Source organism: Neobacillus sp. YIM B06451, from assembly GCF_032667185.1.
Lineage (GTDB): Bacteria > Bacillota > Bacilli > Bacillales > Cytobacillaceae > Bacillus_D.
The window spans coordinates 44,081-57,185 of record NZ_JAVFKJ010000020.1 but is presented as its reverse complement, the minus strand read 5'-3'; the positions used below and the strand labels follow the sequence as shown (position 1 = coordinate 57,185).

Genomic DNA, 13,105 nt, shown 5'->3' with positions numbered 1-13,105 from the left:
CGTGCGCGGGAATGTCGTTTTCGATTTGGAAAAAGGCATTGTTGGCAACCCTGTAGGAAAGCTGATTTCTGCAAGGTAAATAGATCAAGGCATCAGATAATACATTCAAGACCCTTGCCAATGTAAAAATGGCAAGGGTCAATAAGAAGAAATAATGGAGGAGAACCATGGTTAATTACGATTTAATTATAAAAAATGGGACGATCGTTACAGCAGATTCAATCGTCCAAGGTGATATTGCAGTCAAGGATGGCAAAATTAAAGAAGTATCTGTTGGCAAACCTTTAGAGGCAACAGCAGATAAAGAGATTAACGCTGAAGGGCTTCATATCCTCCCCGGTTTAATTGATACGCATGTCCATTTTAACGAACCAGGCAGAACGGAATGGGAAGGGCTGGAGACAGGGAGCAAAAGCTTGGCTGCAGGCGGAGTCACAACATTCTTTGATATGCCATTGAATAGTACGCCACCGACAATTAATAAAGCAAATTTGAAGCTAAAAAGCTCAGCTGCCGATGAAAAGTCGATCGTAAATCCACGTTTTTGGGGCGGACTAGTACCGGAGAATATTGATGATTTAAAGGAACTTCAGGAAAATGGCGTAATCGGATTTAAGGCGTTCATGTCACCAAGCGGAATTGCTGATTTCAATAATGTTGATGATGAAACAATTTATAAAGGGATGAAAGAGATTGCTTCTCTAGGTTCTCTTCTTGCTGTCCATGCTGAAAGTACGGTTATTACTGATCAGCTTGCACAAGAAAAACAAAGCCAAGGCAAAACAACTGCAAGAGATTTTGTTGAATCTAGGCCAATTATTTCTGAAATTGAAGCGGTTAGAAGAGTGATCTCTTATGCAGAAGCAACTGGATGTAAACTCCATATCGTCCATGCGAGCAGCCGAAAAGTCGTTCAGGTTATTAATGAAGCTAAACAAAGAGGCGTGGATGTAACAGTTGAAACATGCCCACATTATTTGTCATTAACAGTAAAAGATTTAGAAGAAAAAGGAGCATTGGCGAAATGTGCCCCTCCTTTAAGAGATGAAGAAGAAGTAGAAGATCTTTGGGTTGCGGTTGCCAACGGTGAAATTAATGTCATTGCCTCCGACCATTCACCAGCTCCAGCATCCATGAAAAAAATAACAGACAACTATTTTGAAGGTTGGGGCGGTATCTCCGGTGCTCAGTCTACTTTGAATATCATGTTGACTGAAGGCCATTTTAAACGAAATCTACCATTGGAAAAGATTGTTGAATTGACTGCGACAAACCCTGCAAAATTGTTCGGACTTTCAACGAAAGGAACAATCGCGGAAGGATACGATGCTGACTTGGCGATTGTCAACCTGAATGAAAGCTTTGAACTAAAGAACGAAGACCTGTTCTACCGCCACCAGCACTCCCCATATGTGGGTATGACATTTAAAGGAAAAGTGAAGACAACAATTGTTGGCGGGAAAGTCGTGTTCGAAAACGGAAAACCAATACAAAAATAAAAATCGCGGAATGTTTTTTATGACTTTCCGTTCCTACAGTAATCATCAAAGGAAAGGAGAGTTACCTTTATGGCATCAAATGAAAAAGGACAACAAGTGGTAATGAACAAGAAGTTTATCATTCCATATTGGTGGAAAGTGGTGTTTGCATTCACATTAGGGTGGATGTTTATAAATGCCAATAAATATTTTTTGAATCCTATTTTAGGGGAGATTGGCCTAGAGTATAGCCTGAACAATAGCCAGCTTGGTTTGGTCAATAGTATATTCTTTCTGACTTACACAATCGCGCAAATTCCAGCAGGAGCTTTCAGTGATAAATTTGGAAGGAAAAAGTTGCTTGTCATCGGGTTTATTTTATATGGAATATTGACAGGGATCAGTGGCCTCATGGCTGGTTTCACAGGCTTTTTAGCGGCTCGTGCTTTAGCGGGATTTTCTTCAGCAACCTATTACGGCCCACAATTTGCCCTGTCATCCGAAGCAATCCCGGAAAAAAATAGAACTGTAGGCAGTGCGATTATTAACAGTGGATCGGGGTTGGGAATTGCTTTCGGTTTTGTCTTGTCGAGTACATTAGTTTTGGATAAGGGAATGAGCTGGAGTGTTCCCTTTTATATCTTCGGCGTACTTACCGTTCTTGTCGGGACCCTTATTTCAGTATTGGTAAAGGAAAAAAATCCGGATAGGGAGTCGATACAACATGAACAGCTAGTAGAGCCATCGACGAAGGGAGAAAAAGTTTCAGTTTTATCTTTACTTAAAAATCGTAATCTTTTGATTACCTTCCTCGTTTTATTTTGTTCTATATACGGATTTACCGTTGTTGTCACCTGGCTGCCGAAGTTTTTGGAGACCGAAAGAGGTTTCCATGGCAGTCAAGTTGGTTTGATATCGGCCTTGGTCCCTTTGGCTTCTATACCAGGGGCGCTTATCGCAAGTTATATCTCGGATCGCTTAGGCCGGAAGAAGCCTTTCGCTTTTGTTCTTATTCCAATTGCAGCGGTCGCATTGTGGGCTACAGTCTATGTTCAAGATACTGCATTATTGATTACAGCGTTATTGATTTATGGGTTTTTTGGAAAGATTGCGCTGGATCCGCTGCTGATCGCATCTGTTTCTGAAAATGTTAATCAATCAGCGTATGGGATTGCCTTCAGTCTCTTTAATTTTATGGGTATGATGTCGTCGGTCATCGCCCCTTGGTTTGTTGGTTTCCTTGCTGATAAAACCGGAAGCATGGCTACTGGATTTTATTCAGCAGTTATTGTGCTTGCCGTAGGGTTCGTTCTAATGATGTTCTTTAAAGAAGACCCAAAAGGTAAAGCAAGCATACAGCAGTAAAGGAAAAGGAAGCAAATGGTCGTAAAAAAATATGAAAGGGCAGATAAATGTGAAAGATTTAACACGTGAAGTTGAATACCTCGTGAATTGGTTAGGTGAATACGGTAAGGATCCCGAAGGTGGTGTTAGTCGGTTACTTTATACAAAAGAATGGATCGAGGCGCAAAAAGCGTTAGAAAAAATGCTCCAAGAAGATGGATTAACTACTCGCTATGACGAGGTTGGAAATTTATTTGGACGTTTAGAAGGAAGTAAGTATACCAATGAAACAATTTTAACTGGCTCTCATGTTGATACAGTTAAAAACGGAGGTAAATTAGACGGTGCATTCGGAATTGTGGCAGGTATTTTAGCTATTCGCTATATAAAAGAAAAATACGGACAGCCGCTCCGGAATCTTGAAGTCGTCTCGTTTGCTGAAGAAGAAGGAAGCCGTTTTCCATATGCTTTCTGGGGTTCAAAAAACCTTGTTGGTATCGCTAAAAAAGAGGATGTTGAAAACATAACGGATTTCAATGGCGTCCCTTTTGTAGATGCGATGAGAGAAGCGGGTTTTCATTTTAGGGATGAATCAAAAGAGGTCCGAAATGATTTAAAAGGCTTTGTTGAAATTCATATTGAGCAAGGAAATGTTTTGGAGAATGAAGGAAAAGATATAGGGGTTGTCAATAGTATTGTCGGCCAAAGACGTTTTACGATTGAGGTAACGGGGGTAGCAAACCATGCCGGCACAACACCGATGGGTTATCGTAAGGATGCCGTATTTGCAGCAAGCCAAATGATTCAGGGCGTCATTAGCAAGGCAGTTGAATATGGCGATCCACTTGTTGCGACAGTAGGAAAAATTGAAGTAAAGCCAAACATCGTGAATGTGGTTCCGGGCAGTGCATTATTTACATTGGATGTCCGGCATACTGAAAAAGAGATGCTTGTAAAGTTTACTGAGGAATTAACTACGATTATTAATCGTATTGCCGCTGAGTCCGGGGTAGAAATTAACATCGATATGTGGATGGATGAGGATCCAATTCCGATGGATCAACAGGTAGTTGAATCGATTGAGAAACAAGTGAAGGAAAATGGGTTCAATTACAAACTCATGCATAGCGGAGCAGGACATGATTCTCAAATCATTGCACCAATTGTGCCTACAGCAATGATATTTGTGCCAAGCCATAAGGGGATCAGCCACAATCCATTAGAATATACAAGCCCGGAAAATCTGGCAACAGGCGTTAAGGCTCTAATAGATTCATTGTATGAACTGGCTTACAAAGAATAATAAACTAAATGAATAGGAGATTATGAATGTGAAAACAACAGAAGAAGCTTTAAAAAAACTAATTAAAGTAAAGCTGAACAAAGCTGGCCTTTCAGAAGAACATGCTGAAGGAGTAGCTGATGTATTAGTCCATGCAGACCTTCGGGGGGTTCATTCCCATGGAGCAATGCGAGTGGAATATTATGCTGAAAGAATTGCAAAAGGAGGAATTAACACAAAACCAAATTTTGCATTTGAAAAGACAGGACCAAGCACTGGGATTTTCCACGGCGATAACGGTGTCGGGCATGTGGCTGCAAAAAAAGCGATGGATCGCGCCATCGAAATGGCGAAAGAATTTGGAGTAGCAGTAGTTGGAGTGAAACGGATCAGCCACAGCGGAGCTCTTTCATACTATGTCCAACAGGCTGCTAGAGAAGGATTAATTGGTCTTTCTCTAGTTCAATCGGACCCAATGGTCGTTCCTTTTGGAGGTGTTGAACCGTACTATGGAACAAATCCAATCGCGTTTGCGGCCCCGGGCAAAAATGACGATATGATCACCTTTGACATGGCGACTACAGTCCAAGCTTGGGGGAAAATCCTTCATGCGCGCTCAAAGAATGAATCTATTCCTGACACATGGGCGGTGGATAAAAATGGTGAACCGACGACAGATCCGTTCAAAGTAAATGCTTTACTTCCAATCGCGGGACCGAAAGGCTATGGCTTAATGATGATGGTGGACGTATTATCAGGTATTTTGCTCGGCTTGCCATTCGGAAACCGCGTCTCATCTATGTATCATGATTTAAGTGAAGGGCGAAATTTAGGCCAGCTTCATATTGTCATCAATCCAGCATTTTTCACGAACTTAACAACTTTTAAAGAAAACATTTCTAAAACAATGAGTGACTTAAATAATATTAAACCAGCACCAGGCTTCGACAAGGTATTATATCCTGGCCAAAACACGACAATAATTGAACAAAAATCCAGGCTGGAAGGGATTGAAATTGTCGACGAAGTGTATCGTTACCTTGAGTCGGATGTCGTGCACTACAATAAATACGACGATAAGGATCCATTTGCAAAATAAATAACGTATATAGTAATGAGAAAAAGGAGCGTTTTTGAGATGGGTTATCCAAAAGATCTATTATCAAGCAGATCGATCATTGAGCATGGGAAATTTGCATTAATAGCACCAGAAGGATTGGTAAATAACGTTATTCCGGGGTTTAAAAAATGTGTTATCTCCGTATTAGGATCTCCCAAGCTTGGAGCGAGCTTTGTCGATTACGTTGTGACAATGCAAAAAGGCGGTAACAATAGCGAAGGCTTTGGCGGACAAGCAGACGTACAGACTTTCGTATATGTTATTGATGGAAAAGTGAAGGCAGCTGCAGGCGAGGAAGAAGTTATTCTTGAAGAAAGCGGCTATCTATATTCTCCGCCAGGAACAAAATTGTTTTTGGAAAACCTACAAGAAGGGGAGTCCAAACTGTTCCTTTACAAGAAAAAATATAGACCGCTAGAAGGACGAAAGACTTGGGTAGTTTCAGGACATGCCAACAGCATTGAATATAGAAATTATGACGACATGCATAATGTTCATATTAAGGACCTATTGCCAGCAGATCTTGATTTTGATATGAATTTCCATATTCTTTCCTTTGATCCAGCTGCTAGCCATCCGTTTATAGAAACGCATGTGCAAGAGCATGGAGCCTATTTACTGTCCGGAGAAGGAATGTATAATCTGGATAATAATTGGATTCCAGTAAAGAAAGGCGATTATATTTTCATGGGACCTTACGTACATCAGGCAGCCTATGCGGTAGGAAGAGAAAATTTAACATACGTCTATTCAAAAGACTGCAACCGTGATGAAGAATTATAAAAAAGCCATTTAATTTAATCATTATATAAAATAGAGAGAATCAATCAATTGATTGGTTCTACTCTGTTTGGATTTATTAGCACATATTTTATTGTTTATTATAAATTTCAGTAAGATTTAATGTAAAGCTCTTTATATTTAGGATTAAATCATTTTTATTTTAGATGGTAGGGGAAAATTACTATATAAAAATATAATCAAATATCTTGAATTAAAAATATATTATATGATAATATATGAATCGGAGATAAAAAGTATTAAATATTGGAGGAACATCTTATGTCAAACAGAAATGAAATTGGAACCTTTTTACTTCGTGTTATGCTAGGTCTTGTCTTTTTAGCAAACGGAGTTGCTAAGTTTCAAGGTGGTATAGAGAATACAGCAGGTTGGTTTGATAGTATAGGAATTCCAGGATTCATGGCTTATCCAGTAGCTATCATAGAATTAGTAGGCGGTATTGCAATTATCCTTGGTTTAGGGACTCGGATCGTTTCACTGCTATTTGGTTTGATCATGATTGGTGCAATCTTTACGGTGAAATTGCCAGATGGATTTCTAAATGGCTATGTTTTCGACCTTGTTTTACTAGTCCTTGCGGTGCACATGATCTTGAATGGCAGTAAGTTATTTTCTCTTGGTCAACTATTATTCAAGGGGAGAGAAGCTTAAAAGTAGGGTTCCTGATGGAATAAGAAGAACTACCTCCATTCATAATGTATTTTCATGGAGGAGGTTCTTATTAGGTAAAAAACAAAGAAGAAGGTGTAATTATGGGGTTTTTCGATAAATTATTTGGAAAATCAAAGGAGATGGAAAAAATGGCAAATGTTAAATTAGCAGTAGTTTTTTATAGCATGGGTGGAACAAACTATCAGTTAGCAAAATGGGCTGCAGAAGGAGCAAAAGAAGCAGGTGCTGAGGTTAGGGTTTTAAAAGTACAAGAATTAGCTCCACAATCAGCGATTGAAGGAAATGAAGGATGGAAATCAACCGTAGAAGCAACAAAAGACGTTCCAGTTGCAACATCTGAGGATCTTGAATGGGCTGACGCAATTATTTTTAGTGTTCCAACACGTTTTGGAAATATGCCATCACAAATGAAGCAATTCCTTGATATTCAAGGCGGGCTATGGGCGAATGGAAAAACAATCAATAAAGTAGTAAGTGCTATGACATCTGCGCAAAATCCGCACGGCGGCCAAGAAGCCACTCTTTTATCATTGTATACTTCAATGATGCACTGGGGTGCAATTATTGCAACTCCTGGTTATACAGATCCTGTCATCTTTGGAGCTGGTGGTAACCCTTATGGAACAAGTGTTACAGTTGGTCAAGATGGTAAAATGATTGAGGACGTTGAGGGTGCTGTTAAGCATCAGGCAAAACGTACAGTTACAGTTGCTGAGTGGGTTAAAAAAGGAAATCAATAATAATTTATAATAAAGAGCCAATCGAACTCGATTGGCTCTTTTGCGTTCTCTTCAAAATCCTTTTCAAAAAGTGAGACGCAGTCAAATGTAACTGCTGTGCCGGATGTAACAAGTGAGGAAGAACGATTCATCTAGTCAATGTGGCTAAAGGCAAGGCTGCCTACAACAGCGCGAAACATGGGGTTATTGGCCTTACAAAAGTTGCTGCATTGGAAGGCGCTGAACACGGTATTACAGTGAATGCCATTGCACCTGGATATGTTGATACTCCACTTGTTCGCGGACAAATGGCCGACCTGGCAAAAACCCGGAATGTTCCTATAGAAGATGTATTGGCAGAAGTTCTTCTCCCGCTTGTACCTCAAAAGCGGCTGCTTGACGTAAGTGAAATTGCCGATTATGCGTTGTTCCTGGCAAGCGATAAGGCTAAAAGTGTAACCGGACAAGCTGTGGTAATCGACGGTGGATATACTGCTCAATAAAAAACTAATATTTACTGATAGGCTGAAAGCAGTTAACAACTCCTTTCAGCTTTTTTAGTTCTTTTTCAATATATAAAAAGTTTGTGAATCGATAGAGAACGGAGTCTAAGGAGTAAATTAGATTAGATTAGATCATTATTGTTCAATCATAATATTTTCTTATTGGCGGACAGAATAATAAAACCCGAGGCAAATACCTGGATAATTTGTTCTTAGTGAACTCTAACATGCGTTTGCTAGGCTTATCGGTTCCGAGTGCTTTTGGGAACGTTTAAGAACGGTGGATATGCAGTTTCCATAGTTTAAATATAGATAGTTGACGGTGGCGTTAAAAAATATCCTTAATTAAAAATATTTCAGTTCATTATAATTGACGGAATTTAAATAATGGTTTATATTTATTTTGAATTCAAGATAAATTAATTCAAAATTAATTAATTAAAAATATATTTACATAATATATTTAAGCCGGCTAATTTTAAGATTTAAATCTTGGATTCAAAAAATAGCAAGGGGGAGTTTTAACGAGAGGTAAAGATTGATAGGGATGGGTTTGGATAGCTAAAACAAAAAATTTAAAATAATTTAATTATGGAGAGTGACTAAGATGAAAAAAGGAATTTTTAAGAAAATCACTGCTTATGGACTTGCTTTATCTATGGCTTTAGGACTTGTTGGAGCTGCATCTTTTTCAGATGGTGGGACTTCCAAAGTATCAGCAAATGGAAAAGCTCCAGTAAAAGCAACTACCACTTCGGACATTTTGACGCCGGACAACCATTCATTGATGTTGATTGACCACCAACCTCAGATGGCATTTGCCACTAAGTCGCATGATGTAGCAGAAGTTCGTAACAACGTTGAAGCCCTTGCGAAATCCGCGAAACTTTTCAATGTACCAACTATTCTGTCAACAGTAGCTGCTGATACATTTAGCGGCCAAATCTTCCCAGAAATTAAAGCAGTATTCCCTGAGCAGGAAATTATCGACCGTACATCCATGAATGCTTGGGATGATCAAAAAGTTGTCGAAGCAGTTGAAAAGGCAGGAAAGAAAAAATTGGTCGTTGCAGGCCTTTGGACTGAGGTTTGTGTAGTAATGCCGGTACTTGATGCACTTGAAGATGGTTATGAAGTATACGTAGTAACGGATGCTTCAGGCGGTGTTACGACAGAAGCACATGATATGGCAGTAGAGCGCATGATTCAAGCTGGAGCAACTCCTATCACTTGGATGCAGTATATGCTTGAATTGCAACGTGACTGGGCTAATCAAGAAACATATGATGGCGTAATCTCCATTGCTAAAGAACATGGCGGTGCTTACGGTTTGGGTGCTATTTACGCTGAAGAAATGTTCGGTGCAAAAGAAGGAAAATAAATAAATAAATAAATAATAATTAAAAATAAAATGCCTTCCTATTTAAAAAATGATAGGGAGGCATTTTTTCATATTTATTTTAGAAAAACGCAGCTATGTTTTAGGCACCAGAAATAAAAATTAGCCTTAGTGATTGACTTATTTCCACTTAAGTCATATAATTATCTTGAATTAAAGATACTTTAACTTGAGATATACAATTTTTTATTTAGGGGTGTGGTACACATGTTGAATTTATATACTTCTCCAAGTTGTACTTCCTGCCGTAGAGCAAAAGCATGGCTAGAGGAGCATCACATCGATTATGTAGAAAGAAACATTACCAAGGAACCGTTGACGATTGAAGAAATAAAAGAAATCCTCCGCCTAACTGATGATGGAACCGATGAAATTATTTCGATAAGATCTGAAACGTTTCGGAAGCTTAACATAGATTTGGAATCCCTTAAACTACATGAGTTATATCAAATTATTAAGGATAACCCTTCCATGTTAAAACGGCCAATTATCAAGGATGAAAGAAGATTGAATGTAGGCTTTAACGAAGAAGAAATACGCAGTTTCTTGCCTCGAAAGTTAAGGACATTCATTTTTGACGACCCTTATCAAATGGCTAATCATACGCATTGAAAATATTAATAGGAGAGGTGTTGAGTAAAGTGGAAAGAAGATTTCCCAATCGGCCGTTTATTGTTTTAATGAAAACGGCAAAAGGGATTCATGAGAAAATAAGAGAGGAAATGCTGAACCACAAATTAAATGTAACGGAATTTTCAGTGCTGGAAGTGCTATACCAAAAAGGTACAATGACAATCCAGCAAATTTGCCAGAATGTCTTAATTTCAAGCGGTTCGATGACGTACGTAATAGACAAATTAGAAAAGCGCGGCCTCTTAAAAAGAAGTGCTTGTCCTAATGACCGCAGGGCGATACATGTTTCTTTAACAGATGAAGGATTTAACCTCATGGACACGATCATGCCAAATTATCTGGACATGGTTGATGGACTGTTTGAAGTTCTGGACCCTGAAGAGACAGAAACATTTTTGAAACTTTTAAAGAAAGTAAATATTAAGGTCGAATAATGTGCTTTTGAAATAAATCTCGAACTCTAGATTCTTAAAACAAAAATAAAAAGGAGTGCTATAAATGAGTAAGACAACAATGGGAATACATCATATAACAGCGATTGTAGGCCATCCACAAGAGAACGCAGATTTTTATGCAGGGGTTTTAGGATTGCGGTTAGTTAAAAAGACTGTGAATTTTGATGACCCAGGTACGTATCATCTCTATTTTGGCAATGAGGGCGGAAAACCGGGAACAATCATTACTTTTTTCCCGTGGAACGGTGCATATCAAGGGAGAATAGGAGATGGGCAAGTAGGAATCACTTCCTATGCGGTTCCTAAAGGAAGCCTTCGATTTTGGGAAGAAAGGCTTGAGAAGTTCAATATACCATTTATAAAAATGGTCCGCTTTGGGGAGCAATATTTAGAATTTGATGACCCGCACGGCCTGCGTCTCGCACTAGTTGAAAGAGAAGAAGGGGAGGTTAACACCTGGTCGATTGGAAATATTACTCCTGAAGTTGCCATTAAAGGTTTTGGAGGGGCAACCTTACTTTCCGCTCAGCCAAAAAAGACAGCAGAGTTGTTGGAAACAGTAATGGGACTGGAGCGAATAGCGGAGGAAGACGATATGGTCCGTTTCCGTTCTACAGCTGATATAGGGAACATCATTGATTTGAAATTAACCCCTGTTGGCCGCGGACAAATGGGAGTAGGAACCGTCCACCACATAGCATGGCGCGCAATCGATGACCAAGACCAGCTTGAATGGAAGGAATATGTTGAAAGCCACGGGTTTGGGGTTACTCCTGTTCAGGACCGAAACTACTTTAACGCCATTTATTTTAGGGAGCAGGGTGAAATATTGTTTGAAATAGCAACAGATCCCCCAGGATTTGCCCATGACGAATCTTATGAGACGATGGGGGAGCAGTTGATGCTGCCACAACGATATGAGCAATACCGCGATAAGATAGAAAGGTCTGTCCTTCCTTTCGAAATCAGGAATTTAGACCAAAAGCTTTAGTAGATCCGCCAATGCACAGTACTGAGCTTAACCTGAAGGAGGAAGCAGGTATGCAAAAAACAGCTGGTATTCATCATATTACCGCAATGGTTAATGATGCTCAAAGAACGATTAATTTCTACTCGGGAATACTTGGATTAAGGCTTGTAAAGAAGACAATCAATTTCGACCGTCCGGAAGTATATCATCTTTACTTTGGAAATGAATCGGGCGCACCGGGAACTGTTATCACCTTCTTTCCGTGGGAAAAACAGTTAAAAGGCCGTATTGGTACTGGCCAAGTAGGCTCAACAAGTTATGTCATCCCAAAAGACTCCCTCCCCTTTTGGGAAGCACGTCTTAAGAAATTTAAGATAAAAACTTATTCGACTATTCGATTCGGTGAAAGATATTTAAGCTTTCAGGATCCTGATGGGCTAGAAATTGAATTCGTAGAAAGAACCGAGGGGCCAGTCAATAATTGGAGCTTTGGTGAAATTCACCCAGACGTTGCCGTTAAAGGATTTGGCGGTGCAACATTGATTTCGGCCCAGCCAAATAAAACTGCTAATGTTCTTGAGAATATATTGGGGCTTCAATTGATTGGGCAGGAAGAGGGTTTCTTAAGATTCAAAGCAGATTCTGACCTTGGAAACACAATTGATATCAAGCTTACTCCATCGGTTCGCGGGCTTTTGGGGGCTGGTACAGTTCACCATATTGCCTGGAGAGCAAGTGATGAAGAAGATCATAACCTGTGGAGATCACTTCTTGAGGAAAAAGGATATAATCCAACAGAATTTAGGGACCGTAATTATTTTAAAGCTATCTATTTCCATGAAGAAGGTGGAATCCTTTTTGAAATAGCTACCGACGAGCCTGGCTTTGCGGTTGATGAACCCATTGGTGAACTTGGGGAAAAATTGATGCTGCCACCTTGGTTTGAAACAAAGCGGGGAGAATTGAAGGATATGTTGCCCCCTGTAGAGGTCCGCGTATTGGAGGAAGATAAAAAATGATGCACATTTTTCAAAAAGGAAAAAATTCAACTAAACCAACACTTTTATTGCTTCATGGCACAGGTGGGAATGAGTTGGACTTGCTGCCACTTGCAGGAATGATTGATGAGGAAGCTTCTATATTAAGCGTCCGGGGGAAAGTCCTGGAAAATGGAATGCCCCGATTCTTTCGAAGATTAGCTGAAGGAATCTTTGATGAAGAGGATCTTATTTTCAGATCGGAAGAATTAAAACAATTTCTTGATAAAGCAGCAGAAAAATATGGTTTTGACAGGGAAAATATCGTGGCCATTGGATACTCAAATGGTGCAAATATAGCAACGAGTCTTTTATTCCATTATCAAAACGCATTAAAAGCAGCGATTCTACACCACCCAATGGTGCCGAGAAGAGGAATTAGGCTTCCTGATTTGTCAGGAATTCCTGTTTTTATAGCAGCAGGGACTAATGATCCTATCTGCTCTCCAACAGAATCGGTTGAGCTTCAAACTTTATTGGAAACAGCCAAAGCGGAAGTAGAACTCCATTGGGAAAATAGAGGCCATCAATTAACTCCAAAGGAAGTCGAAGCAGCTGCACAGTGGTATCAGAAATACTTTAAAAATTAATATGAATCACTGGTTGCTGCTGACGGCAACCTGAATGGAACAAGTGTTACTGTCGGACAAGATGGAAAGATGATTACAAGATGTAGAACCAGCAGTCAA

At 39.6% G+C, this 13,105-nt stretch carries 13 protein-coding genes and 1 pseudogene; all 14 read left to right on the top strand.

What is annotated here, in order from left to right:
* Nucleotides 1-167 precede the first annotated feature (167 nt).
* The 14 genes and pseudogenes from RB160_RS22220 to RB160_RS22155 all read left to right on the top strand — a co-directional run bounded on the left by RB160_RS22220 (nt 168) and on the right by RB160_RS22155 (nt 13,006).
* Nucleotides 168-1,499 (top strand): allantoinase, encoded by a 1,332-nt coding sequence (locus tag RB160_RS22220; protein WP_316572618.1) that lies wholly within the window; start codon nt 168-170, stop codon nt 1,497-1,499.
* Between the two features lie 69 nt (nt 1,500-1,568).
* Complete coding sequence (locus tag RB160_RS22215; protein ID WP_316572616.1) at nt 1,569-2,843, top strand: MFS transporter; 1,275 nt, start codon at nt 1,569-1,571, stop codon at nt 2,841-2,843.
* Between the two features lie 31 nt (nt 2,844-2,874).
* The gene (allC, locus tag RB160_RS22210) at nt 2,875-4,125 is read left to right on the top strand and encodes an allantoate deiminase (RefSeq protein ID WP_396954761.1); all 1,251 of its coding nucleotides are present in this window, start codon (nt 2,875-2,877) and stop codon (nt 4,123-4,125) included.
* 28 nt (nt 4,126-4,153) lie between these two features.
* Entirely contained in the window at nt 4,154-5,203 is a 1,050-nt protein-coding gene (allD, locus tag RB160_RS22205) for an ureidoglycolate dehydrogenase (protein ID WP_316572614.1), read from the top strand.
* Between the two features lie 39 nt (nt 5,204-5,242).
* Nucleotides 5,243-6,007 carry a (S)-ureidoglycine aminohydrolase gene (allE, locus tag RB160_RS22200; RefSeq protein WP_316572613.1) on the top strand — a complete coding sequence of 255 codons (765 nt, stop codon included), beginning with the start codon at nt 5,243-5,245 and terminating at the stop codon, nt 6,005-6,007.
* Nucleotides 6,008-6,286: 279 nt separating this feature from the next.
* Nucleotides 6,287-6,679: a DoxX family protein gene (locus RB160_RS22195; RefSeq protein WP_316572612.1), complete on the top strand. Its 393-nt coding sequence runs from the start codon at nt 6,287-6,289 to the stop codon at nt 6,677-6,679.
* A 149-nt stretch (nt 6,680-6,828) separates the two neighbouring features.
* Nucleotides 6,829-7,440, top strand: a complete 612-nt coding sequence (gene wrbA, locus RB160_RS22190) for an NAD(P)H:quinone oxidoreductase (protein ID WP_316572623.1) — start codon at nt 6,829-6,831, stop codon at nt 7,438-7,440.
* A 143-nt stretch (nt 7,441-7,583) separates the two neighbouring features.
* Nucleotides 7,584-7,922 (top strand): annotated as a pseudogene (locus RB160_RS22185) (SDR family oxidoreductase); the annotation flags it as partial.
* Nucleotides 7,923-8,709: 787 nt separating this feature from the next.
* A complete protein-coding gene (locus tag RB160_RS22180) occupies nt 8,710-9,303 on the top strand; it encodes a hydrolase (protein WP_316572621.1) in 594 nt (197 codons plus the stop codon).
* A gap of 225 nt (nt 9,304-9,528) precedes the next feature.
* Nucleotides 9,529-9,933: a transcriptional regulator SpxA gene (gene spxA, locus RB160_RS22175; protein ID WP_316572610.1), complete on the top strand. Its 405-nt coding sequence runs from the start codon at nt 9,529-9,531 to the stop codon at nt 9,931-9,933.
* 29 nt (nt 9,934-9,962) lie between these two features.
* On the top strand, nt 9,963-10,388 hold the full coding sequence (locus tag RB160_RS22170; protein WP_316572609.1) for a MarR family winged helix-turn-helix transcriptional regulator: 426 nt from the start codon (nt 9,963-9,965) through the stop codon (nt 10,386-10,388).
* Between the two features lie 64 nt (nt 10,389-10,452).
* Nucleotides 10,453-11,400: a ring-cleaving dioxygenase gene (locus RB160_RS22165; RefSeq protein WP_316572608.1), complete on the top strand. Its 948-nt coding sequence runs from the start codon at nt 10,453-10,455 to the stop codon at nt 11,398-11,400.
* Between the two features lie 50 nt (nt 11,401-11,450).
* Complete coding sequence (locus RB160_RS22160) at nt 11,451-12,398, top strand: ring-cleaving dioxygenase (RefSeq protein ID WP_316572607.1); 948 nt, start codon at nt 11,451-11,453, stop codon at nt 12,396-12,398.
* Nucleotides 12,395-13,006: an alpha/beta hydrolase gene (locus RB160_RS22155; RefSeq protein WP_316572606.1), complete on the top strand. Its 612-nt coding sequence runs from the start codon at nt 12,395-12,397 to the stop codon at nt 13,004-13,006. Before RB160_RS22160 ends, RB160_RS22155 begins: the two co-directional genes overlap by 4 nt.
* Nucleotides 13,007-13,105: the final 99 nt, after the last annotated feature.